This is a genomic window from Aestuariirhabdus sp. LZHN29 (assembly GCF_049985285.1).
In the GTDB taxonomy this organism is placed as follows: domain Bacteria; phylum Pseudomonadota; class Gammaproteobacteria; order Pseudomonadales; family Aestuariirhabdaceae; genus Aestuariirhabdus.
On the sequence record NZ_JBNIEU010000001.1, the window covers coordinates 1,095,392 to 1,117,300 of the forward strand.

Annotated in this window: 22 protein-coding genes; 16 read left to right on the plus strand and 6 right to left on the minus strand. The window is 55.2% G+C overall.

The annotated features are described in order from the left end of the window. The first annotated feature begins 3 nt into the window (after positions 1-3). The 3 genes from ACP3PW_RS05280 (at position 4) to trpS (ending at position 4,198) form a co-directional block, all read left to right on the plus strand. A complete protein-coding gene (locus tag ACP3PW_RS05280; protein WP_426415626.1) occupies positions 4-1,275 on the plus strand; it encodes a YeaH/YhbH family protein in 1,272 nt (423 codons plus the stop codon). Continuing rightward, positions 1,272-2,789: a SpoVR family protein gene (locus tag ACP3PW_RS05285; protein ID WP_426415627.1), complete on the plus strand. Its 1,518-nt coding sequence runs from the start codon at positions 1,272-1,274 to the stop codon at positions 2,787-2,789. The genes ACP3PW_RS05280 and ACP3PW_RS05285 overlap by 4 nt, the downstream gene beginning before the upstream one ends. Before the next feature lie 401 nt (positions 2,790-3,190). After that, a complete protein-coding gene (trpS, locus tag ACP3PW_RS05290; RefSeq protein WP_426415628.1) occupies positions 3,191-4,198 on the plus strand; it encodes a tryptophan--tRNA ligase in 1,008 nt (335 codons plus the stop codon). A 42-nt stretch (positions 4,199-4,240) separates the two neighbouring features. Here the strand turns inward: trpS and ACP3PW_RS05295 are convergent, their stop codons facing one another. Both ACP3PW_RS05295 and ACP3PW_RS05300 read right to left on the minus strand, forming a co-directional pair. Next, a complete protein-coding gene (locus tag ACP3PW_RS05295) occupies positions 4,241-4,762 on the minus strand; it encodes a YbaK/EbsC family protein (RefSeq protein WP_426415629.1) in 522 nt (173 codons plus the stop codon). Continuing rightward, on the minus strand, positions 4,762-5,115 hold the full coding sequence (locus tag ACP3PW_RS05300) for a VOC family protein (RefSeq protein ID WP_426415630.1): 354 nt from the start codon (positions 5,113-5,115) through the stop codon (positions 4,762-4,764). The genes ACP3PW_RS05295 and ACP3PW_RS05300 overlap by 1 nt, the downstream gene beginning before the upstream one ends. Positions 5,116-5,227: 112 nt before the next feature. On the opposite strand from ACP3PW_RS05300, the gene ACP3PW_RS05305 reads away from it, so the two are divergent. Genes ACP3PW_RS05305 through ACP3PW_RS05315 form a run of 3 tightly spaced genes read left to right on the plus strand, consistent with a single transcriptional unit; the run spans position 5,228 to position 8,394 of the window. Then, positions 5,228-7,093, plus strand: a complete 1,866-nt coding sequence (locus ACP3PW_RS05305; RefSeq protein WP_426415631.1) for a Na/Pi cotransporter family protein — start codon at positions 5,228-5,230, stop codon at positions 7,091-7,093. Further along, positions 7,090-7,356 carry a hypothetical protein gene (locus ACP3PW_RS05310; RefSeq protein ID WP_426415632.1) on the plus strand — a complete coding sequence of 89 codons (267 nt, stop codon included), beginning with the start codon at positions 7,090-7,092 and terminating at the stop codon, positions 7,354-7,356. Before ACP3PW_RS05305 ends, ACP3PW_RS05310 begins: the two co-directional genes overlap by 4 nt. A 21-nt stretch (positions 7,357-7,377) precedes the next feature. After that, positions 7,378-8,394, plus strand: a complete 1,017-nt coding sequence (locus ACP3PW_RS05315; RefSeq protein WP_426415633.1) for an NAD(P)/FAD-dependent oxidoreductase — start codon at positions 7,378-7,380, stop codon at positions 8,392-8,394. Positions 8,395-8,415: 21 nt separating this feature from the next. Here the strand turns inward: ACP3PW_RS05315 and ACP3PW_RS05320 are convergent, their stop codons facing one another. Further along, on the minus strand, positions 8,416-8,682 hold the full coding sequence (locus ACP3PW_RS05320; protein WP_426415634.1) for a DUF4404 family protein: 267 nt from the start codon (positions 8,680-8,682) through the stop codon (positions 8,416-8,418). 102 nt (positions 8,683-8,784) lie between these two features. On the opposite strand from ACP3PW_RS05320, the gene ACP3PW_RS05325 reads away from it, so the two are divergent. The 3 genes from ACP3PW_RS05325 (at position 8,785) to ACP3PW_RS05335 (ending at position 11,481) form a co-directional block, all read left to right on the plus strand. Continuing rightward, positions 8,785-9,447: a fumarylacetoacetate hydrolase family protein gene (locus ACP3PW_RS05325; RefSeq protein WP_426415635.1), complete on the plus strand. Its 663-nt coding sequence runs from the start codon at positions 8,785-8,787 to the stop codon at positions 9,445-9,447. A 108-nt stretch (positions 9,448-9,555) separates the two neighbouring features. Continuing rightward, positions 9,556-10,497 carry a dihydroorotate dehydrogenase-like protein gene (locus tag ACP3PW_RS05330; RefSeq protein WP_426415636.1) on the plus strand — a complete coding sequence of 314 codons (942 nt, stop codon included), beginning with the start codon at positions 9,556-9,558 and terminating at the stop codon, positions 10,495-10,497. Between the two features lie 108 nt (positions 10,498-10,605). Next, positions 10,606-11,481, plus strand: coding sequence for a peptidoglycan-binding protein (locus ACP3PW_RS05335; RefSeq protein ID WP_426415637.1), 876 nt, complete (start codon positions 10,606-10,608; stop codon positions 11,479-11,481). On the opposite strand, the gene ACP3PW_RS05340 is transcribed toward ACP3PW_RS05335, so the two are convergent. Continuing rightward, positions 11,474-12,172 (minus strand): hypothetical protein, encoded by a 699-nt coding sequence (locus ACP3PW_RS05340; RefSeq protein WP_426415638.1) that lies wholly within the window; start codon positions 12,170-12,172, stop codon positions 11,474-11,476. The genes ACP3PW_RS05335 and ACP3PW_RS05340 overlap by 8 nt on opposite strands. Before the next feature lie 229 nt (positions 12,173-12,401). Here ACP3PW_RS05340 and ACP3PW_RS05345 point away from each other — a divergent pair, with 229 nt between their 5' ends. Further along, positions 12,402-12,965 carry a hemerythrin domain-containing protein gene (locus tag ACP3PW_RS05345; protein WP_426415639.1) on the plus strand — a complete coding sequence of 188 codons (564 nt, stop codon included), beginning with the start codon at positions 12,402-12,404 and terminating at the stop codon, positions 12,963-12,965. Here the strand turns inward: ACP3PW_RS05345 and ACP3PW_RS05350 are convergent, their stop codons facing one another. Continuing rightward, positions 12,966-14,231, minus strand: a complete 1,266-nt coding sequence (locus ACP3PW_RS05350; RefSeq protein WP_426415640.1) for a sterol desaturase family protein — start codon at positions 14,229-14,231, stop codon at positions 12,966-12,968. A 165-nt stretch (positions 14,232-14,396) separates the two neighbouring features. Here ACP3PW_RS05350 and ACP3PW_RS05355 point away from each other — a divergent pair, with 165 nt between their 5' ends. From ACP3PW_RS05355 to ACP3PW_RS05370, 4 genes are all read left to right on the plus strand, one after another. Then, on the plus strand, positions 14,397-15,230 hold the full coding sequence (locus ACP3PW_RS05355) for a dienelactone hydrolase family protein (protein ID WP_426415641.1): 834 nt from the start codon (positions 14,397-14,399) through the stop codon (positions 15,228-15,230). A 17-nt stretch (positions 15,231-15,247) separates the two neighbouring features. Continuing rightward, entirely contained in the window at positions 15,248-15,901 is a 654-nt protein-coding gene (gene elbB / locus ACP3PW_RS05360; protein WP_426415642.1) for an isoprenoid biosynthesis glyoxalase ElbB, read from the plus strand. Between the two features lie 29 nt (positions 15,902-15,930). Further along, a complete protein-coding gene (locus tag ACP3PW_RS05365; protein ID WP_426415643.1) occupies positions 15,931-16,398 on the plus strand; it encodes a thioesterase family protein in 468 nt (155 codons plus the stop codon). 88 nt (positions 16,399-16,486) lie between these two features. Further along, complete coding sequence (locus ACP3PW_RS05370; protein ID WP_426415644.1) at positions 16,487-18,313, plus strand: SLC13 family permease; 1,827 nt, start codon at positions 16,487-16,489, stop codon at positions 18,311-18,313. 57 nt (positions 18,314-18,370) lie between these two features. Here the strand turns inward: ACP3PW_RS05370 and ACP3PW_RS05375 are convergent, their stop codons facing one another. Then, complete coding sequence (locus ACP3PW_RS05375; RefSeq protein ID WP_426415645.1) at positions 18,371-19,300, minus strand: radical SAM protein; 930 nt, start codon at positions 19,298-19,300, stop codon at positions 18,371-18,373. Positions 19,301-19,442: 142 nt separating this feature from the next. On the opposite strand from ACP3PW_RS05375, the gene ACP3PW_RS05380 reads away from it, so the two are divergent. Next, a complete protein-coding gene (locus ACP3PW_RS05380; RefSeq protein WP_426415646.1) occupies positions 19,443-20,324 on the plus strand; it encodes a fructosamine kinase family protein in 882 nt (293 codons plus the stop codon). Positions 20,325-20,490: 166 nt separating this feature from the next. Then, the gene (locus ACP3PW_RS05385) at positions 20,491-21,885 is read left to right on the plus strand and encodes a T6SS phospholipase effector Tle1-like catalytic domain-containing protein (RefSeq protein WP_426415647.1); all 1,395 of its coding nucleotides are present in this window, start codon (positions 20,491-20,493) and stop codon (positions 21,883-21,885) included. The last annotated feature ends 24 nt before the right edge of the window (positions 21,886-21,909 follow it).

Sequence of the window (21,909 nt, forward strand, 5' to 3'; positions counted from 1 at the left end):
CTTATGAGTCACATTATTGATCGCCGGTTAAATGCGAAAAATAAGAGTACGGTAAACAGGCAGCGTTTTCTTGGTCGCTATAACAAGCACATAAAAAAAGCGGTTGCAGAGGCCGTTACTCAGCGCAGTATCACAGATGTAGAGAATGGTAGCGACATCACAATTCCTCGCAAGGATATGTCGGAGCCCGTATTTCATCATGGGCAGGGGGGGGACGTTACAACCGTTCACCCCGGAAACAAGGAGTTTGTAGCGGGTGATCGGATCAAGCGCCCTCAGGGTGGTGCCGGAGGCGGTGGTTCAGGCGATGCCAGCAATAGTGGCGAAGGAGTCGATGATTTTACTTTCCATATTAGTCAGGAAGAGTTTCTTGACTTTATGTTTGAGGATCTTGAGTTACCTTTTCTGGTCAAAAAACAACTCAAGGATACCACTTCATTTGACCTCCATCATGCCGGATTTTCTAACAAGGGAACTCCCGAGAAACTGAATATTGTCCGCTCGTTGAGAAGTGCTCACGCCAGGCGCATTGCTCTGTCTGGTAAAGAGCGTCGTGAAGCCAGAAAGCTGAAAAAGGAATTAGAAGATCTTGAACAATCAGTTGATAGTAGAGATGCAGAGAGAGAAGCTGAATTAAGGAATAGAATCAGTGCCCTTAATGAAAAAATAAAACGCCTACCTTTTATCGATGAGTTTGACTTAAAGTTTAATAATTTTGTTCGAACACCTCGCCCAAGTAGCAAGGCTGTCATGCTGTGCCTTATGGATGTTTCCGGGTCAATGACACAGGAGATTAAGGATGTAGCAAAGCGTTTTTTTTTGCTGCTATATCTTTTCCTACAACGCAACTATAAGCAGATAGAGGTTGTGTTTATCCGCCATCACACCTCAGCCAAAGAGGTGGAAGAGGACGATTTTTTTTATTCCAGGGAGACCGGAGGTACGATTGTTTCCAGTGCCCTTGAGTTGGCTTGCAAGGTTGTCAAGCAGAGGTATCCGGCGTCTGACTGGAACGTGTATGTCGCGCAAGCGTCGGATGGGGATAACTGGGAAGGTGATTCATCTGTCTGTAGTAAAATTTTAACGACCCATCTACTCCCGCTAGTGCAGTACTACGCGTACGTTGAAATTACGGATCGGGATCACCAAAATCTCTGGCGTGAGTATGAGTCGATTCAGGAGGTTTTTGGTGAAAGTTTTGCAATGCAGCAGATAAAGACGGCGGCTGACATTTATCCGGTATTTCGAAGGCTATTCGAGAGGAAACAGTCATGAGCTCTGGCAAACCGATTTCGGAGGGTTCCGAGTGGACCTTTGAATTGATCGAACGCTATGACCAGGAGATTGCTCGGGTAGCGTCCCATTACCGGCTCGATACCTATCCAAACCAGATTGAAGTCATTAGTTCAGAGCAGATGATGGATGCCTATTCTTCAACGGGCATGCCGTTAATGTATAACCACTGGTCATTCGGGAAACAGTTTCTCAATACACAGCAACACTATCAGCGTGGAAAGATGGGGCTTGCTTACGAAATCGTGATCAACTCGAGCCCCTGTATCGCCTATTTGATGGAGGAGAACACGATGCCGATGCAGGCGTTGGTGATTGCCCATGCCTGCTACGGACACAATTCATTTTTTAAGGGTAACTATCTGTTTAAAACCTGGACCGATGCCGAATCCATTATCGATTATTTGCTGTTTGCCAAAAGCTATATCGCTCATTGCGAGGAGCGCCATGGCATTGATGCCGTAGAAAGCATTCTTGATTCCTGCCATGCGCTAATGAATTTTGGTGTTAATCGATACACTCGCCCTGCACCGATCTCCGCCGAGCAGGAAAAAGCACGACTGGCGGAGCGTGAAGAGTATCGCCAACGGCAGCTGAACGACCTTTGGAATACTATTCCAAAGCAGGGTGATAAATCTGCAGAAGAGGAGGATCTGAAATTTCCGTTGGACCCTGAGGAAAATATTCTCTACTTCATTGAGAAAAATGCCCCGCTCCTGGAAACCTGGCAGAGAGAGTTGGTGCGTATCGTTCGTAAAATTGCCCAATACTATTATCCCCAGCGCCAAACACAGGTAATGAATGAGGGGTGGGCCACGTTTTGGCACTACACCCTGTTGCATCACCTGCACGAAGAGGGCTTGGTCACGGATGGGTTTATCATGGAGTTTTTACACTCACACTCCAACGTGATTTTTCAGCCGGGGTTCGACGACCCGCGTTACAGTGGCATCAACCCCTATACCCTGGGTTTTAATATGATGGCCGATATTCGCCGAATATGTGAGGAACCCACAGAAGAGGATCGACAGTGGTTTCCAGATATCGCAGGCGGTGACTGGTTGAATACGCTTCATTTTGCGATGGAAAATTTCAAGGATGAGAGCTTTATCCTGCAGTTCCTGTCTCCGCGCATCATGCGTGAACTAAAGTTGTTTGCACTTCGTGATGATGAAGCGGCTCCAACGCTGGAGGTTCCCGCTATTCACGACGAGTCGGGTTACCGGCAAGTACGGGAAGCGCTGGCAGCGCAATATAATCTCGGCAACCGGGAACCCAATATTCAGGTATACAACGTCAACATTAAGGGAGATCGCTCTTTAACCCTGCGTCACACTCAGCATAACAATCGTCCTTTGGGGAGCAGTTGCCAGGAGATGTTGCGGCACTTGCACAATTTGTGGGGTTTCGATATTCATCTGGAATCGATAAGCGACGGCGCGATTAAAACCACCTATCACTGTCCTGAACGCTGCAAGACGGGGGCCGCAGCCTGAGGAACCATGATCAGGCAGGGCAACTTACAGGAGCCCCTGTCGTTTAGCGCGCTACCGTCATCCTGACTCTCGCGATTGACCGGTAAACGGGATCGCTTCCGTCGTCCTGACTCTCGCGATCTACCTACGTCCTGTAGGCAAAAAAAAAGCCCTGACCGGAATGAGGTGTGGTCAGGGCATTAAGATGTACCAATTAGGAGTCAAGCGAGTCACTTAACTGACAAGTAGTGTAGAGTCTCACTCCCCACTGACCTATGCGTAGAACTACGACCCGTATAGGGGGAAATACCTAGTTTTAGCGTTACTCGGGTCTATCCGTACTTAACCTTATCTTCCGACTCTTCTATAATCGTGCGCCATCCTATTGATCACGGCCGTTTGATGGCCTCTGCAAGGGCATTATGAGCACGATACGAACCCTCACCGGCATCACGACCTCTGGAACCCCGCATCTTGGAAACTATGTTGGTGCCATCAAGCCTGCCGTTCAGGGCAGTCTGAACCCCGCAGTCAGCGCGTACTATTTTATGGCGGACTATCACGCGATCATAAAAACCCGCGATGCTGATCGAGTACACCAGTCCTCACTGGAGGTGGCAGCCACGTGGCTGGCTTGCGGCCTGAATACGGATCGAGTGACCTTTTATCGACAGTCCGACATTCCTGAGATTATGGAACTCTGCTGGGTGCTTAACTGCATGACGGCCAAGGGGCTGATGAACCGAGCCCATGCGTATAAAGCGGCGGTTGATGCTAACGTTGCCGAGGGTAATGATGCGGATCAGGCGGTCACTATGGGGCTGTTTAGCTATCCGGTGCTGATGGCTGCCGACATTTTGATGTTTAACGCCCACAAAGTCCCGGTGGGCCGGGATCAGGTGCAGCATTTGGAAATGGCGCGGGATATTGCCGATCGCATGAACCACCACTATAAGGTTGGATTTACCCTGCCTGAGGCCGTGGTTGGCGATAACGTGGCAGTACTGCAAGGCCTTGACGGTCGCAAGATGAGTAAGAGCTACGATAATACGATTCCACTGTTTGAGACCGAAAAACGGTTGCGTAAGTCGATAAATAAAATCAAGACCAACCTGCTCGAGCCGGGCGAGCCCAAAAACCCCGACGACTCGACGGTTTTCCAGATCTGGCAAGCCTTTGCCGATGATTCCCAAATCGCTTCCATGCGTCAGGAGTTTGAAAATGGAATTGCCTGGGGTGAGGCTAAGAAGCGGCTGTTTGAGCTGGTTAATGAAGAGTTGAAAGGGCCCCGAGCGCGCTATGAGGAGCTTATGAAAGACCCGGGCTTCGTAGAGGCTGAGCTGATCAAGGGGGCGCGCAAGGCGCGCGAAGAGACTACCCCCTTTATGGACCGGGTGCGCAAAGCCATGGGCATTCGCCCACTGGCCTGAATTCCTGCAGGGTGAATATCTAGTGCGCTGGTGGTTTGTCGTTTAGTTCAGGGCAATCCAGCGAGCACTGTGGCCGCTGTGATCGAGCATTTGCAATAGCAGTCTCATATCAACGGCCATGGTGCAGCGATTGCTCAGGGGGTGGCACAGCATCAGGTCGATCTGCGCAAGCTCCGCATCCAGTATGGGCTCAACCCGTAGTTGAGTGTCGTTGATCAGAGACAACAATGACAGTGCGCCGGACTCGGTTCCCAGCAGGCGCTCCAGTTCTTCGTTAGTCGCCATACTAAGCCGTGAGCTACCCAGGGTACTGGCCAGTATTTTGAGGTCTACCCTTCGAGACTCCGCGGCACAGAGCAGAATATAGCGATTACCCTTGCGATCTTTTAGCAGCAGGTTTTTGGCTTTAGTGCCTGGCAGGTCGTCGAAGAGTTGGTCCGCTTGCTCACAGGTAAAAACTGCTTCATGGGATCGGTACTGGATACCAGGCTGGCGTAGTTTTAGTAAGGCGACCAACTCTTCATGACCGACCCTTTCGCGAGTGGCGGGAGCATTCGGCCCCACTAGCCTTCGCCCACCAGGGTGATGATGTTGTTGTCGTAATCCAGCAGGTGCACCAGCCAACCGCCCCAGCTTTGCTGTTCGGGGGGGCCGGTAAACTGCACACCAAGATGGTCGAGCTCATCGTATTCGGCATGGATATCATCCACCGCAAGGGATACACCACTAAAGCGCCCCACCAATTCAGAGTCTTCATCCAACTGCTCCAATATCAGCTTGGCGGGACCGGTATCAAACAGGGCGAATCCTGCTTCCTCGTCGCAGCTGCTGACATCCAGCCCCAACGTTTCTTCGTAAAACGCCAACGCATTATCGAAGTCTCGGGTAAACACCCGAACTGCATTAAGGTGGTACATTGTTGTTCCCCGCTTGATTTGAGTCATCATTTTGGCACAGTCGCCAGGCACCGCATAGCGCTACAATGTGTCGGAGCGATGTCATTGATAAAACAGGTTCCATGGACGCAGAATGAAAAAAATATTTCTTCCCTCGATTTTTCTAATACTCGGTTATGGTTTCTGGGTGAGCCCCCAGTTTAAGGAGATCAGTGCCGGGGTTGCGATTTTCCTGTTCGGGATGCTGTCGCTGGAAGAGGGCTTCAAAGCGTTTACCGGGGGGATATTGGAAAAATTGCTCAAAGGCGCCACTAACCGGCTGTGGAAAAGCCTGAGCTTTGGGTTTGTCACCACCTCGGTCATGCAATCGAGTTCACTAGTGTCCCTGGTTACGATCTCATTCCTCAGTGCGGGTTTGATAGAGCTTGCGCAGGGGGTGGGAATTATTTTTGGCGCCAACATTGGCACTACCACCGGTGCCTGGCTAGTCGCCGGCCTCGGTATGAAGGTCAAGATTTCCGCCTACGCCATGCCGATATTGGTGTTTGGTGTGATTTTGCTGTTTCAGAGCAACCGTGTGCTCAAAGGGGCAGGCTATGTGCTCTCGGGGCTGGGTTTCCTCTTCCTCGGTATTCATTACATGAAGGAGGGCTTTGAGGCTTATAGAGGCAGTATAGACCTGGTGGCATACGCGATGCCCGGGTTGGCTGGCGTTTTGGTCTTTACCCTGATCGGTACCGTAGCGACCGTGATTATGCAGTCGAGCCATGCCACCCTGGTGTTGATCATCACCGCTCTGGCAGCCGGTCAGGTCAGCTATGAAAATGCACTGGCATTGGCGATAGGCGCTAATATCGGCACTACCATTACGGCGATTCTGGGAGCCCTGAGTGCCAACATTGCCGGTAGGCAATTGGCGGCAGCGCACCTGATTTTCAATGCCGTGACCGCGATCATCGCGATTGTATTTCTGCAGCCGATGGCGACACTGGTGGACAGTGCCGCCCAGTGGATGGGTATTGCGGCGGATAATTACACTCTGAAATTGGCCATTTTCCACACCCTGTTTAATTTTGTGGGTGTGTTGGTAATGCTGCCCTGGATTCGCCAGCTGGTACGTTGGCTTAAGCGTGCCCTGCGGCCGAAAGAGCGCCGTAAAGCGGATGAGTTGCCTGCGGGCCAGCAAGATCGGCGCACCCAGCCCGATCGGCCGCGTTACCTTAAACCCGCCGTATTGGGGTATCCCGATACGGCCCTCGAAGCGATTATTCGTGAGGTGCGCCACCTGTTCGATAACGCATTCGGGGTGATGGCCCATGGCCTGTTTTTGAATCGTAGCGACCTGCTGTCAGACAAACCGCTGCAGGAGGTTGTTGAGCGAGGCGGGGGGCCCAAAGGTCAGGTCGATGTGGAAAAGCTCTACCAGATGCACGTGCGTTCGATCTACTCCGAGGTGATTGCTTTTGCAGCGCGGGCTCAGTCGAGTATGAGTGAGTCCCAGATGCAGATGCTGTTTTCGCTCAAGATTGCGAGCCGTGATATTGTCGAAGCCGTGAAGGATGTGAAACATCTACAGAAAAATATGCGGGCTCAGCTGAGTACGGGTTCGCCTGTAATGCGACGGCAATATAATACCATCCGGGTGCAGTTGGGCACCTTGTTGCGAGAGCTGAGTAGGTTGCGTAGTCAGGGCTCGGCGGAGGAGACACTGCTGACACTGACGCGATTGAAGCGGGAGATGCAGAAGGTCGATATCCTCAGTAACGGGGTGCTAGACCAGTTGATTCGGGGGGAGGAGATCTCCGAATCTGATGCAGCATCGCTGATCAACGACTACAGTTATGCGCTCAGGGTTGCGCAAAACCTCATCGCCATGGCAGAGGTGTTGTTCAGCGCCTCCTCCAGTGGTACGCCCAGCGTTGAGCAGGTACTGGCTCTCGATAGCGTAGATATCGAGCAGCTACTGCAAACCGAGAATATTGACAGGGAGGGGGTATGACGGACAAGGTAAAGTATCGGAAGCTGTTGCGCAGTTTAAAAGGGTTTCTGGATGCAGATTATCGCGCCCAGTTGAAAATGCGTGAAGATATCCAGCGCGTTTTGAGTAAGCTGAAAAAGCGGCAAAAAAAGCTTCAGTCGTTAGTCGACGAGGAGTTTGATGAAGAGGCTAAAAATGTACTGGGAGCAGAGCTAGAGCTGGTAAGGGCACAACGTAAAAAAGGTATTGAAGTGCTGCGCGAGCTGGATCGAAATCCTACCTGAGTAGATTGAGGGGAGTATCAAATGCGGATCAAGACGAACGTGGCGGTAGTTGGAGCAGGTATCAGTGGCTCGCTGATCTCCCGGCGCCTCGCTGATGCGGGGCTCAAAGTGACGTTGTTTGATAAAGACCGCGGCGCCGGCGGGCGTCTCAAAAATCTAACGCTGGATGGTGAACCGGTGGATATCGGAGTGCCCTATATACCGGGTGACTCGGAGCAGCTTGACGCCCTTAAGAGCGGCTGGATAGAGGCGGGGGTGATTACCCCCTGGACAGTCTCAGTGCATGACTTCCATGGCAATGGTGAGCCTTTTGTGAAAGAGGAGCGGACCCTTTACCTGGGCACACATACCCAGTCTGCAGTCACCGAGCAGCTGCTGCAGGGGGTTGACCTGGTGGGCGATACCCGAGTGGTTAGCGCCACAGCAGAGGATGGCTGGTATCTTCGCTGCCATCAGGGTGAAACCCATGGGCCTTATGACTTTCTGATCCTGGCGCTCCCTGCCCCCAAGGTCGCCCTGTTGTTGAAAGAGTTTCCTGGATTACAGGCGATGGCCCGTAACGTTCAATATATACCCTGCTGGGCCAGCGTACTGGAGTTTGACGAAGTGCTCGATCCGGGGTTCGACGTCGCCCATGCCAGTGATCGTTTCAACGGATTCCCTGGGCTCAACCCTCTGTATATGCTGGTGCGTCACAACGGCAAGCCAAATCGCAGCGCTGTCAAAGACACCTGGACCGTCTATTGGTGCGCACGGGAGAGCCTGGAATACAAGGATGTGAGTTCGGACGAGATTTCGGAGCGCAGTTTGAAGGCGCTTGAGCAGTTACTGGATCGCCCCTTGCCGTCGGCCAGGGTGCACAATCACCATTGGCTCTACTGTCAGGCGTTTGATCGCCTCAATGAAAACAGCTACTACCTCGATAGCGATATTCATATGGGGTTGTGCGGGGACTGGTTCGAGCCCGGGGGGCTGGTCGGCGCTGTCGCCAGTGCTGAAGGGCTGGCGACAGCCGTGATAAACGCCGTAAAGCGGTAACCGCATGGCGCCATATAGGCGTCAGACGCCTATATTTTTGAGTACCTCCATCACTTGGCGTGTAGCGGTCGCGACCGCCGGATGACTCTCCCCAAAGCGAATCGCCTCCTCTTCCAGCTTGTGTAGTAGGGTTTCGGACGGAGCCTCCAGTTCCGGGTCATTGAGCGTAAGATTAATTTCGTCGGCAATTTGTCGCAGCTCCGCCGTGGTGCATTCATCCGCTGCGTCGACGTCATCTATCACTTTGCGCAGATTGCTGACCTGCTCGTGTAACCGCTCTTTAGGCATGGTAATTCCTTCTATCTATGTGATTCACTAGTATTATCATACGCCGAATACCGCAGTGGTTAAACGCACTAGCGGAGTCAACATTACCGGGAGAGGGCAGGAATGGCTTATCAGCATCAATGGTACGGGGGGCAGGAGATAGAGCTTCCCCTGGGTAAGGTCGTTTGTATAGGTCGCAACTATGCCGAGCATGCCCGTGAGCTCAATAACCCGGTTCCTGATACCCCGATCCTGTTTATTAAACCGTCGACGGCGGTGGTGCCTTTGGAGCACCCGCTTCTTTTACCGCAGCAGTGGGGAGCGGTGCACTACGAGACCGAGCTTGCGATTCTGGTCGGCGAAAGGCTGACCGGTGCCGATGAGCAGCAAGCGGTGGCGGCCATTACTGGAATTGGCCTGGCATTGGATCTCACCTTGCGGGGCCTGCAATCCGAACTCAAGGCCAAGGGGCACCCATGGGAGCGCGCCAAATCCTTTGATGGTGCCTGCCCGCTGAGCCGTTTTTTGCCGCCTGCCGACCTTGGACCATTGGGTGCACTGCGCTTTAATCTATCGATCAATGGAGAGGGCCGGCAGCAGGGCGATAGTGGTCAGATGCTGACATCAATTCCGGCGTTGCTGGCTCATGCCAGCGAAAGCTTTACCCTGTTGCCGGGAGATGTGGTGTTGACAGGAACCCCGGCGGGGGTCGGTGTGCTGGCATCTGGAGACAAGCTGGCTCTGGATTTACAAGCCTGTGCTCAGTTTTCTACCTCGGTTACCTAAAGCTGAGTACCCTGGCCAGGCAGCACTTGGCCTCATCCACCTAGCCCCTATAATGGGGCGGGTGCTTCGCCAGAAAAGAGCGGTCCCATTGGAGCAAGGAGTGTAGCGATGAGCCGATTGACGACTAACTATCTGGGATTAACGCTGGAAAACCCAATGGTTCCCTCGGCCTCTCCCTTGACCCGACAGCTCAGAAGTTGCCATGAGTTGGTGGAGGCGGGTGCGCCGGCGATGGTGATGCATTCGCTTTTTGAAGAGGATGTCAAAAGCGGTGAACAGACCGGGCAGGAGAGCAACCGGCTGGTGGATGCCCACCTGAACCAGCTCGCATCCCTTAAGCGCGAACTCGGTATCCCGATTATTGCCAGCCTCAATGGCTCGTCGCTGGACTCCTGGGTGGATTACGGTCTGCAGCTACAGCAGGCGGGGGCCGATGCGCTGGAGCTCAATATCTATTTTGTCGCCGCCGATGCAGAGCTCAGCCCGATGGAGGTGGAGTACCGCTATCTGGGCATAATTGGTGCGCTGAAGCAGAAGGTGGACCTGCCGATCACGGTGAAGCTGAGTGCCTACCTGTCCGCGCCCGTTAATATGGTGAAGCGCTGTCGCGAAATGGGTGCTTGTGGTGTGGTGTTGTTCAATAGGTTCTATCAGCCGGTGGTCGATCTGGAATCCCTCAGTGTGGTATCACAGATTCAGTTCTCCTCCTCCATCGAGTGCGCGGAGCGCATTCGTTGGGCGGCGATTATTCGAGGGCAGGTGGATATCGATATCGCCCTGAGCGGGGGCATAAACAGCTGGCAGGATGTGGCACGATCCATTGCAGCCGGTGCAGATGTTACCCATCTGTGTTCGCTGCTATTGCAACAGGGCCCTGAAAGCCTGGTGCGACTGCGACGTGGATTACTGGCCTGGATGGACGAACGTGGCTTTGATTCACTCGATGACTTTCGAGGGGTGGCGTCGCAAAAGCGGGTGATGGATCCTGCTGCGTGGGAGCGGATAAGCTATCTGAAGGTCCTCGATACCTACGAGCAGGGACCCTCATAGAATCGACACAACCTCCTGATCTGCTGGAGAAGCCCATCAAATTGGCGAATGCTATGGGTCTGTGTAATTTTTATCGTCAAGGTTTAGTGAAGAAGGTAGAGATCATCAATGGAATCAGCGAGTCGAGCCTGGGGAGCGGTCGGGTACTGGTGCGGTATCGGGGCCACGGCCCTGGCGTTAAGCGGCTGTACTACGGTCACGCAGAAGCTATTCCCGGACCCCGATCCGGTTAAGGCGGAAGCTTTTTATCATCAGGGCTCGCGCTACAGTACCGGTGCTGGGGTCGAACAGGATTACGGATTAGCCCTGCAGAGCTACAGGGACGCTGCACGGTATGGGTCTGTTCCCGGAGCCTACATGGTAGGAATGACCTTCTACACCGGTCGCGGTGCTGGCGTTGATTATACCGAAGCGCGGCGCTGGTTGTTGCGGGCGGCCAAGCATGATTACGCGCGCGCACAATACCAGTTAGGCAGGCTCTATATCGATGGCAAGGGTGGCAACAAGGATGCCGCCTGGGGAGTACGGTGGTTGGGGATGGCCGCTTATCAGGGCCATGCTCGCGCCCAGTTTGCCTATGGCATCGCCTGGAGCCAAGGGATTGGGTTGCCGGTCGACAAGGTGCAGGCGCTGAGCTGGGTGCTGCGGGCCGATAAACAGGGATTAGAGCAGGCGGCTGAGGTTACGAGGGCTCTGCAAAAGAGAATAGCGCCGTCCGATCGCGAGCGAGCGAAGCGCCGCGCTCAAGCAGCCCTGGTGGCGAAGGGTGCGTATAACAACAGACCCACACTGCTTTTTGTGCAGCAGAGATTAACTGAAAAAGGTTACCAGCCCGGGCCGATCGATGGGGTAATGGGAGCTAAAACCCGCGCAGCCTTGGCGACTTTCCAGCAGGACGCTGGAGTTGCGAGCCATGGTGAAATAGATGAGATCACGCTGAACCAGCTGCGCGACCTCTATTTCTGGGAGCCGTTGCTTAATTAAACCCCAGTAGATCGTTGACGGCAGAAACCACGCTGTCGTCGACCTCCTTATTGGCTGCATCGGCAAGGGCTTCCATTGACGCCTCATCGGCAGCAGCGATGGAATCTACCATGCCATCGGCTTGCGCTACGGCATCGTCCAGCGCTTGCGCCGCCGCATCGATATCATCCTGGGATGCGTTCGGATCACTCTTCAGGTCGGCCAGGGTCTCTTCCAGGTTGCCGATTTTATCCTGCTGGGACTGGTAGTCTTCGCTCGCCGCCAAGGCCTCGTCTACCGCCCGCTCATAGGCGGCGATCTGCCCTACGGCGGAGTTGGGTGAGGCGTTGGTGCGGGCCACTGTTGATGCATGGGCGGCGTTCAGTCGACCCAGCGAACTGGCTACGGCGCCACGACTGTTGCCCAACCCGTTCTCCCGACCCCTGCCGTTGTGATCTTTGGTGTGGCCGTAAGCATTGCCCTGGGCGTGCCCTTTGCCGTCGGATCTATTACCTCCGTTGCCATTGTCTCCCCCGTTGCCACCGCCATTTCCACCGCCATTTCCACCGCCATTTCCACCACCGTTCCCACCCTTGGCAAACGCTTGCGCGTCGGATGGAAGGTCGAGCAGAGGCATGGCAAGTGGCACTACCAGTAGCGTGGCGCCCAACAAAATGCTTTGGGAAAGGCGGAGCAATTTAACGGAGGTCATGGTCTTTATCTCTGCGTGAGTCAAACTGAGTGATCAAAGTATAGACGATTTGAGCGGAAGAGGGGTGAGGCAGTGCGCATAAATGGCCATTTTACGCTAACCGACGCGGTTCGTTGACGGTCGTCAAGGATGAGGGGGGCAGCGCTGGCGGGCTCCCGGATTGCGAGCCAGACTAAAGGGTAATCAACACAATGTGTTTAAGGCAGCCAAGGCTGCCGGGAGTCAGGTTATGCAACGGCTAATTAAACGCTTAATTGAGGACCACAAGCACCTGAGTCGGGTACTGAGTTGTTTGCAGCGTGAAATGTACGGTTTTAGCGGTGGTGAGGATCCCCCGGACATGGGCGTGATTCTTGATGCAATGGACTATATCCAGAACTATCCAGAAGCGTTTCACCATCCTCTTGAAGATCGAATCTATGAGCAAATGGCGTCGCATATCAGCGACCCTGAGCTGCTGGAGATGCTGGAGCGGATCAAAATTCAACATTCCCAGCTAAAAGAACTCACTCGACGCCTGCAGAATGACTTTCACGCCGTTGCGAATGATCAAATATTGCCGGTCGATCGCCTGCTGACCGATTTTCGTGCCTACGATGAACTGTTAGTGGAGCATATGGCCTGTGAAAACGAACACCTGATACCTGCCATCGAGCAGTACCTTGGTCCTGCGGAGCTGGAGCAGATCACCGCTGAACTGGAAACCCGCCCCGATCCGATGTTTGGTGGCCAGTTGCTGGCGCAGTACGAGGACCTGTACAACTATCTGGTCGAAAGCGAACGCGCAGCCTGATCAGGTCCGGGATGCCACCGACCGCAACGCGAGTCCTCGGTCGAGGCGGGTTAGCCAAGCCGACGAAAAGACGAAGTAGCCAAGCAGCCACAGCCATCCGGTAGTAGAAAACGATAGCTGCTCCAGCGCAACCAGTAGCAGTGCTGTTCCGGCGCTGAGCGCCATTCGCCATTTTTCGTGGTGTACAAACCTGGGCCGAGCTTCCAGCATGTAGCCGATCGAAAACAGGCTGTAGGCTTGAAGCGAGGTCAGCAAGGCGGTAAACCAAAGGGGGTGCAGGTGACTCACAGCCATCACCCAGGTGGTAAGCACAACCGTCAGCACGAACTGAAACACCACGTAAAAGGCCAGGGACGCAGGGATCTTAATATCAAACGCCGTGAAATGATCGAGATCTGTGCGCTGCAAGGGGTAGCGCTTGGCGACATCATCAGGACGCCACCCCGTGGGGCGAAACCAGATCGATAATCGGTCCTGCCAACGGTTGGCGTGGCGTGCATCCTGGTACATCTGCACATAGTGCTGAAGATTGGCCCAAAGGGGGTTCCAGCTCGCGAGTGGTTTGCGCACACCGTAGATGATCTTTTCCTGCTCGGACTCCTCCGCGAACGTGCCCAGTAGTCGATCCCAGAGGATGAAAACACCTCCGTAGTTGCGGTCCAGGTAGCGCTGGTTCTGCGCGTGATGCACCCGGTGGTTGGAGGGGGTGACGAAGATCCACTCCAACGGCCCCAGTTTGGGGATATGCCGGGTGTGGACCCAAAACTGATAGAGCAGGTTCATGGCGGCGACCGCTGCGAAAATGGATGGCGGAATGCCAGCCAATGCCATCGGCAGGTAGAAAATCCAGCCGAAGATAAATCCGGTACTGGTTTGCCTCAGGGCGGTGGTCAGGTTGTACTCCTCGCTTTGGTGGTGGACCAGATGGGCGGCCCAGAGGATGTTGATTTCGTGGCCCAGGCGGTGGGCCCAGTAGTAGCAAAAGTCGTAGGCCACAAAGGCTATAATCCATACCCACAGCAATGGAATGTCGAGCTCACCCAGGCGCCACTGTTCGTAAGCAAAGAGATAGATGCCCAGGGTGGCGGCCTTGCTGATCACGCCGGTGGTGATACTGAGCATTCCAGTGCTGAGACTGTTGATGCTGTCATTGATACGGTAGTACGTGCGCTGGCGCCATCCGCTTGCCAGTAGCTCGATAAAAATCAGGCCAAAAAAAACCGGGATGGCATAGACGATGTAATTCATCTGCGCTTGGCTGTCCATAATCGCTCTCTTGGTACGACTATCATTAGGGGGAGTGAGACGGGGTAGTGGGCCCCTTCCACTCAAACTGGCGATTATGGTAGCGTCAACATGGCCTTGGTAGATAGTCTGAAGTTGCCGAATTGACTCTCGGATAACGACAACGAGAAGGAAAGGATCGATCTTATGAGAGGGCTCTCACCCTGGAAATGGTTGCTGTGGATTTTGCTGTGCGTCCTCCTCGTCGGGATAATCTACCTCTGGCCTTATCGGAACGCACTGTTCGTGGCGCCTGCCAGTGGTGAGCAGATCGCGGCAGAGCTGGGGCCTCATTATCAACTGTTTAAACCCGAAGGGGACGGACCTTTTCCCGCGGTTGCTGTGTTTCATGGTTGCGCAGGGCCGGAGCCGCAACTCTCGTTGCCACGGGCTACCTGGCTCACCCAGCAAGGGTATGTTGCTTTATTGGTGGACAGTTTTAGTGGTCGCGGCCTCAGTGCGGATAGGGTTTGCTCGGGGCACCAGTTTTGGGGCAACCAGCGCGCCTCCGATGTCTACGCGGCGCTTTCCCACCTGCGGGCGCAGGCCTTCGTCGATGCAGAACGACTGGCACTGCTGGGTTATTCCCATGGGGGCTGGACGGTACTGGATGCCCTGACCTACAACGGAGAGCGCCCCCTGGGTGCGCTGAAAGCGACTCCCGGGGCGCTGCGTGGGGTGAAGGCCGTTGTCGCCTACTACCCCTATTGTGAGTTTCCGGCTCATTTTGTCACCGGTTGGGATGCCAGCGTGCCGGTACTGAGTCTGTTAGCCGGGCAAGATTCGGTGGTTAATGTCGATGCTTGCCTGACGCTGTTCGATCGAATGCAATCCCAGGGCACAGCGTTGGCGTACGAGCTGTATCCACAATCAGAACACGTATTTGATGGTGACAGTGGTATGAACGCTTATGACCCCCTGGTGGCCGAGCAGGCGCTTAGCACCATGGCGGAGTTTCTGACAATACAGTTTAACCCTTAGGGTGGGAGGATAGCGTAATGAGCAAACGTGTCGCGGTGGTTCTTTCCGGGTGCGGGGTGTTTGATGGTGCCGAGATTTATGAGTCGGTGATCACTCTGTTACGGCTGGATAGTAGTGGTAGCAGCTACCAGTGTTTTGCTCCGGATATGTTGCAGCGCGAGGTAATCAATCACCTCACCGGTGAAGCGATGGACGAGCAGCGCAATGTGTTGGTTGAAGCGGCTCGTCTTGCACGGGGTAATATCAAGCCCCTCGATGGGTTGGATGCTGATCTGTTTGACGCCCTGATTTTGCCGGGTGGTTTTGGCGCCGCCAAGAACCTGTCCGACTTTGCTTTCAAAGGGGCCGAGTACAGTGTTCTGCCGGAATTGCAGCGTGTGGTGGCCGATTTTCATGGTACAGGCAAACCGGTGGGGTTGGTTTGCATCGCGCCGGCGATGGCGGGCAAGCTATTCGGTGATGGTGTTACCTGTACTATTGGTAACGACGCTGCCACGGCCGAGGCGATGACCGCTACCGGCGTTAATCACCTTGAATGCGGCGTCGATGGTATTGTGGTGGACGAGCAGTTTCTACTAGTCAGTACCCCGGCCTACATGTTGGCCGGACGCATTACCGAAGCGGCAAGCGGCATCAATAAACTGGTCGACAAGGTTCTGGCGCTGGCGTAGTCTGCATCGCCCTGTCTTGAGGAGTCTGTATGAGTGATGTAGACGAGTTTCTGCCCGAAATCCGGCAGGCGGTAATCGATTTTATCAACCGGGTACCGTTCAATAAGGTGGTAGGGTTCACTCTCACCGATATCACGCCGGAAAAGGTCTCCATGACGTTACCGATGCGGCCGGAACTGGTGGGTAATTTTATTACAGGAATTCTCCACGGGGGGGTCATTTCATCGATGATCGATGTCGCTGGCGGCGCTATGTCGTTAGTGGGTGCATTCAGAAACCTTGAGCACTTGCCGCTGGAAGAGCGGGTGTTGCGATTGTCCAAGATCGGCACCATCGACCTGCGTATCGATTACCTGCGCCCGGGCCGGGGAGAGCGTTTTGATGTTGAAGCTACGCTGTTGCGGGCGGGTAACAAGGTAGCGGTCACCCGCGCTGAATTTTTCAATGATAAAGGTGAGCTGTGCGCCGTTGGTACGGGCACCTATCTGTGCGGATAGCTCCCTGCACCCGGCAGGGCAGGTAACCCCGCCCCGTCCTTCCCGAGAGCGATTGAATGAGTGGCTACCGCGACGAGGCGTTAAACACGTGACTGCAGAGATTTGGTTTGTTTTTGGCCTGCTGGTGGCCACCGTTACACTTTTTATTTGGGACCGGGTACGTATGGACCTGGTGGCACTGGGTGTGGTGTTGGTGTTAGCGCTATCGGGGCTGGTTACCCCCGCCGAAGCGGTGTCAGGGTTTGGTAACAGCATCGTGGTGATGATCGCCGCGTTATTTATTGTGGGTGAGGCGCTATTCAGGACCGGGGTGGCGGCCGCTACGGGTCAGTGGATCTTGCGCATGGGCGGAGAAAGTGAACGGCGGTTGTTGCTGCTGTTGATCCCCGTGGTCGCGTTGCTGTCCGCTTTCATGAGCTCCACCGGCGCCGTCGCGCTGTTTATCCCGGTGGTGATGAGTATTGCCCGCAGTACCGGCATGAGCCCCTCCCGCTTACTGATGCCGCTGGCCTTTGCTTCCCTGATGGGGGGGATGTTGACCCTGATCGGTACCCCGCCCAATATTGTTGTGAGTGGATTGATGACCGGCGCTGGGTTGCAGGGATTCGGTTTTTTTGACTTTACCCCCATTGGTTTGTTGGTGTTGTTGATCGGGCTTTTCTATCTGGTGTTTGTTGCGCGGCATTTGCTGCCTGCCAGCGCTGGCGATGGCCCCCATACTCCGTTACGGCGCCTGAGGGATTTCGCTGAGCGTTACGGCATTGAAAACAATCTATATCGATTGCAGGTACTCCCGGGGTCTCCGCTGATTGGCAAAACCGTGGTTGAAGCGGGACTTCGCACCCATTACGAGCTCACGCTATACGGCATCCGCCGCCGGGGTAAGCTGTTATCGAGCATGATGCCGGTGTTGGCAGAAACCCGAATGGAGAGCGGAGACTTTGTACTGGTCTATGGTGAGCTGCCCGACATTTTGCGATTTTGCGAGGAGCAGCGCTGCGCCGAAATGGGGTTTCCTGAGGTAGAGCGCGAGCGGGCCCGCAAGGAGTTCGGCGTTGCCGAGGTGTTGGTCTATCCGCAATCGCGCCTGGTTGGAAAAACAATTAAATCCGGGCGCTTTCGCGAGCAGTACAATCTCAGTGTTATCGGTATGAAGCGCAATAATGAACCGTTGATTGCCCAGTTCAACGGGGAGACGCTACAAGCGGGCGATACCCTGTTGCTGCTCGGTGGCTGGAATTTTATCGAAGCGCTGAAAAACAACCGTGATTTTGTAATTATCGACACCCCGGCGGAGCTCAAAGAGGTGCCGACGCGGAGCGGTAAAGCCCCGGTAGCGCTGGCCATAATGCTGGGCATGCTGGTGGCGATGGTGGGGGGCTGGCTTCCGAGCCTAAGCGCGATTCTGCTGGCGGCTTTTGCGATGGTGGCAACGGGCTGTGTTACGTTACCCGAAGCCTACCGTTCGTTTAATGCCATGAGCCTGGTGCTGATCGCAGGGATGTTGCCGCTGGCGTTGGCGATGGACAAGACTGGAGCCCTGACCCTGCTGGCCGATCAGCTGATCAGCCATCTGGGAGCGAGTTCGCCGTTGTTGGTGTGCCTGGTGTTCTTCCTGCTTACCTCGTTGTTCAGCCAATTTATATCCAATACGGCTACCACCGTATTGGTGGCCCCGATCGCACTCGCCACCGCTCAGGGGCTGGGCTTGAATCCGGCACCCTTTATGATGATGGTAGCGATTGCGGCCTCTACGGCGTTCTGTACCCCGATCGCCTCTCCGGTCAACACCCTGGTGTTGGCGCCCGGGAACTACCGCTTTATCGACTTTGTTAAAGTAGGGGTTCCTTTGCAGTTGTTGGCGATGGTCGTTGCCATGGTTGCCGTACCCTGGGTCTTTCCTTTTGCGCCCTAGCGGTTCGAGAGGGTCGCCCGGTGTAGTTAACTCCAACCGAGCGAATGGCGTTCGGGATCAGATTTCACTGCAGGATGAGCCGAAGGAGAAGCAGCTAAAGCAGCGATGATGCTTCATGCTGACGCGTTCGGTGAGTGCCTCACGTAGGCTGGAGCCCTGATTGTAGTCCTCATCATCGTCGACCAGGGTACAGGCGTATACCCCCAGCTTGCCTCGCTTCTTTACGACCATTTTGCTGCTCGCACACATAAATTGGCGTCGACTCTCCTCGTTTTGGTACTGGGTCATACAGTTTTCGGAGATATCGGGTACGTCAGCGCTGGCCCCTGGCGGCAGGAAATCGGGGAAGGCTACCAGCCGCAGTGATTCATCGAGTCCATGGCGGCGAAATAGCTGCCGATATTCCGCTTCCACCGCCGCCCCATCCTCATCTAATGTCATCTGTCGGGCAACGGAGAGGTGGAACCCGAGCTGCTGCAGGATCTGCATCCCCTCTATGGCCATCTGAAAGCTCCCTGCGCCGCGGCCGGCATCGTGCGCCGCCTGTTGCGGGTAGTCGAGGCTGACCCGAAAGGAAACCGGGTGCTGGCAGTCGAGCAACGCTTTCAGTTGTTCACGTCGTTGATGCAGGGGTTCGGTGGCATTGGTCAGTACCAGGCAGGGTCGCAGATTCGCGGCGTACTGCAACACGCTGACGATTTGGCGCGCGACAAAGGGTTCCCCTCCGGTGAAGGAGAACTGCTCTACTCCCAGCTCCAGTGCCTCGTCCATAAAAGGGCGTACCTCATCGAGCTTTATCAGCTCGATACGCTTGTCCGCAGGCCCGGAGCCCTCCAGGCAGAAGTCACAGGAGAGATTGCAGGCGGTGCCGGTATGGAACCAGAGTTCCCTGAGCTGGTAGGGCTGGATATAGCCACGGCGGTCGCCGGTGGCGGTATAGTTCCAGCGGTCGAAGGCGTCAGCGTTGACGATGTTTATCATCTGCATGGAGGGGGAAGATCCTTTTACTGCGGGTGTCGAAAGACTAGACCGCGAAACGGCGGCTAGCCTTTCAGGCTATCCTGCCCTATTTTGTGCAGAGCGTCATCCATCGTTTCGCGTCACTGTGTTTACCGGTTGGGAGGGGGGTGTGGCAAATTTAACCGCGGGGAAAATCCGGCAGCTGGAGTGTTGGCTGGAGCGCGCCCTGGCCTGCAGGATCACAATCGCTTCGGTGCGTGAACTCAGCGGTGGTGATATTAACCAGGCCTGGCGCCTGGAGACCGATCGCGGCCGCTTTTTCCTGAAATACAATGAGGCTGAGGGGCAAGAGGGTAACCGTAATTTCGAAACGGAAGTGGGTAGCCTTGCAGCGTTGCGCGCCTGTGACGCATTGCGCGTGCCGCGGGTGATCTGTTGCCAGCGTTGGCAGGGGGGTAACTATCTGGTACTCGAGCATCTATCCCTGCGCCCGGAGCGTGGTGCTGCACTGGGGCAAGCGCTGGCGAGGCTGCACCGTGAGCATCAGGGCAGCGCCTACGGCTGGGCCGAAAATAATTTCATCGGTTTGACCCCCCAGTACAACGGGGCCATTAAAAGTTGGGCGACGTTTTATGCGCGCTTTCGCATTGGTCCCCAGCTGACCCTGGCCAACCAGCGTGGGGCGAAGCTTGGGGATGTCGAGGCCTGGGTCGAGCAGATTGAAACCCGGCTCGCTGGCCACCATCCGCCGCCGTCGCTGTTGCACGGTGATCTTTGGGCGGGAAACGCGGCCTCTACCACCGACGCAGAACCCGTTTTATTTGATCCCGCCTGCTTTTACGGTGACCGGGAAACAGATCTGGCGATGACCCGCCTGTTTGGTGGTTTTGCGCCATCCTTTTACAGTGCCTACGAGGCGCAGTGGCCCCTTGACCCCGGGTATTATGAACGCGAGAGCCTCTACCAGCTTTACCATATACTGAATCACTTCAACCTGTTCGGTGGTAACTATCGGGGACAGGCAGAGCGCATTCTCAAGTCACTCCCCTAGCCTTTTACGGTCCGCCCTGCTGCCTATATAACCTGTTGAATCAATAGGTTATCTGTAATGTAGATTTGATCGTAAAGAGAGCCTCTTTCTGCACTATACCTAGGGAGCGTGTTATTGAGATCGGTGGCATGCCCGTTGATACAGGTTTTTGCGTGGGAGGGGCGCTATGGGAAAACGTATATTGTTATTTCTTGATGGTAGCTGGATTCCCGGGGCGGCAGGCAGTGCGAAGATTAAGGGCAACCTGCAGCGGCTGGTGGAGATGGTGTCGCCATTAAACGAAGGCAGGGATTCGGCCCAACTGGTGTATTACGATGGGGCTGAATCGACACCCTTACACTGGAAAAACCTGATAGGGGTGGGTGCTCGCCAACAGGTTCTGCGCGCTTACGATTACCTGATGACCCACTACCAACGCGGCGACCAGATATATTGCTTCGGCGCCAGCCGTGGTGCCTGGGTTGCGCGCAATCTGTGTGGTTTTATCGATCGGGTTGGCCTGTTGCCAATGGCACGCCGGGACCAACTCTATAGCGCATACCAACTCTATCGGACTGAGCAACAGCGGCCACTCACCTCTGCCGAACAGTCCGCTTACGAACCCTGTTACCGCAAAAATGTGCTCCCCGATATTCGCATGTTGGGGGTCTGGGATACCCTCGGCGCCGAAGGCGTGCCAATACCGGGGTTGATGACGCTCTCGGCCCGTATCGGCCAGCGCTTGGGGCGTCAGACCATCGTTCCGACGGTAAACCGGGCCCGTCAGGTAATGGCGCTGGATGAGCTGAGGGCGCCCTTTAGAGTGGCTCCCTGGCTCTGCCTGGGAAGTGAGCTGGGACAGCACCCGGAGGTGGAGCAGCTGTGGTTCGCGGGAAGCCATGCGGATGTTTGTGGCTATGGTGATCCCTATCTCGGAGATCGAAGCCTGTTGTGGATGGTAGAGGAGGCACACCAGACGGGGATGGTATTACGGCCCGAAGCCATGCAGGGATTGAGGTATCGCATCACCCGTCAGGAGCAACAGGGCGCGACCCAAACCCTGCAGAACGGGTCGCCACCACAGGTGACCCGCGAGTACAGTACCTACTACCGTTATCTGGAGCGTCTGGGTTGGCACACAGAGCAACGCCCGGTGGGCTCGCGCCAGCGGGCAGAGCGAGGTGAGGCGCCGATTCTCGGCGAGGCGGTACACCCGAGTGTAGACGCGATGGTGGGTATCAAGGGAGGCTTCTATCGCCCGGCCAATCTACTCAAGGCCTTGGCCTGCGGGCAGGTGCGTTACGCCTACGGATACCAGCCCCAGTACAGTGCCCTTTACTATCCGGACAGCGAGCGCCGGCAGGGTGAGCGCGAGTCCTGCCTGGATGTGGCAGAGCTCAATCTGGAGGGCAGCAATTATGAATGTCTGGTATTGGATCGCACCGACACCGGGTGGGGCATTCGTTGCAAGGGACCATTGCAACAAGGGGAGGTGATCAGTCTCAAGGCGTACGCCGAGCGGCGCACAGCACGAGTCATGTGGGTCCATGAAGAGCGCGCGGGAATTGCATTTGCTGCATGATTCCCGCGCGGGGGTGGTTTAGGG

Excerpts from the sequence above, each read along its gene's own strand:
- ACP3PW_RS05280 (WP_426415626.1), top strand. The coding sequence starts at position 4 with ATGAGTCACATTATTGATCGCCGGTTAAATGCGAAAAATAAGAGTACG.
- ACP3PW_RS05285 (WP_426415627.1), top strand. The coding sequence starts at position 1,272 with ATGAGCTCTGGCAAACCGATTTCGGAGGGTTCCGAGTGGACCTTTGAA.
- trpS (WP_426415628.1), top strand. The coding sequence starts at position 3,191 with ATGAGCACGATACGAACCCTCACCGGCATCACGACCTCTGGAACCCCG.
- ACP3PW_RS05300 (WP_426415630.1), bottom strand. The coding sequence starts at position 5,115 with ATGTACCACCTTAATGCAGTTCGGGTGTTTACCCGAGACTTCGATAAT.
- ACP3PW_RS05305 (WP_426415631.1), top strand. The coding sequence starts at position 5,228 with ATGAAAAAAATATTTCTTCCCTCGATTTTTCTAATACTCGGTTATGGT.
- ACP3PW_RS05310 (WP_426415632.1), top strand. The coding sequence starts at position 7,090 with ATGACGGACAAGGTAAAGTATCGGAAGCTGTTGCGCAGTTTAAAAGGG.
- ACP3PW_RS05315 (WP_426415633.1), top strand. The coding sequence starts at position 7,378 with ATGCGGATCAAGACGAACGTGGCGGTAGTTGGAGCAGGTATCAGTGGC.
- ACP3PW_RS05320 (WP_426415634.1), bottom strand. The coding sequence starts at position 8,682 with ATGCCTAAAGAGCGGTTACACGAGCAGGTCAGCAATCTGCGCAAAGTG.
- ACP3PW_RS05325 (WP_426415635.1), top strand. The coding sequence starts at position 8,785 with ATGGCTTATCAGCATCAATGGTACGGGGGGCAGGAGATAGAGCTTCCC.
- ACP3PW_RS05330 (WP_426415636.1), top strand. The coding sequence starts at position 9,556 with ATGAGCCGATTGACGACTAACTATCTGGGATTAACGCTGGAAAACCCA.
- ACP3PW_RS05335 (WP_426415637.1), top strand. The coding sequence starts at position 10,606 with ATGGAATCAGCGAGTCGAGCCTGGGGAGCGGTCGGGTACTGGTGCGGT.
- ACP3PW_RS05340 (WP_426415638.1), bottom strand. The coding sequence starts at position 12,172 with ATGACCTCCGTTAAATTGCTCCGCCTTTCCCAAAGCATTTTGTTGGGC.
- ACP3PW_RS05345 (WP_426415639.1), top strand. The coding sequence starts at position 12,402 with ATGCAACGGCTAATTAAACGCTTAATTGAGGACCACAAGCACCTGAGT.
- ACP3PW_RS05350 (WP_426415640.1), bottom strand. The coding sequence starts at position 14,231 with ATGGACAGCCAAGCGCAGATGAATTACATCGTCTATGCCATCCCGGTT.
- ACP3PW_RS05355 (WP_426415641.1), top strand. The coding sequence starts at position 14,397 with ATGAGAGGGCTCTCACCCTGGAAATGGTTGCTGTGGATTTTGCTGTGC.
- elbB (WP_426415642.1), top strand. The coding sequence starts at position 15,248 with ATGAGCAAACGTGTCGCGGTGGTTCTTTCCGGGTGCGGGGTGTTTGAT.
- ACP3PW_RS05365 (WP_426415643.1), top strand. The coding sequence starts at position 15,931 with ATGAGTGATGTAGACGAGTTTCTGCCCGAAATCCGGCAGGCGGTAATC.
- ACP3PW_RS05375 (WP_426415645.1), bottom strand. The coding sequence starts at position 19,300 with ATGCAGATGATAAACATCGTCAACGCTGACGCCTTCGACCGCTGGAAC.
- ACP3PW_RS05385 (WP_426415647.1), top strand. The coding sequence starts at position 20,491 with ATGGGAAAACGTATATTGTTATTTCTTGATGGTAGCTGGATTCCCGGG.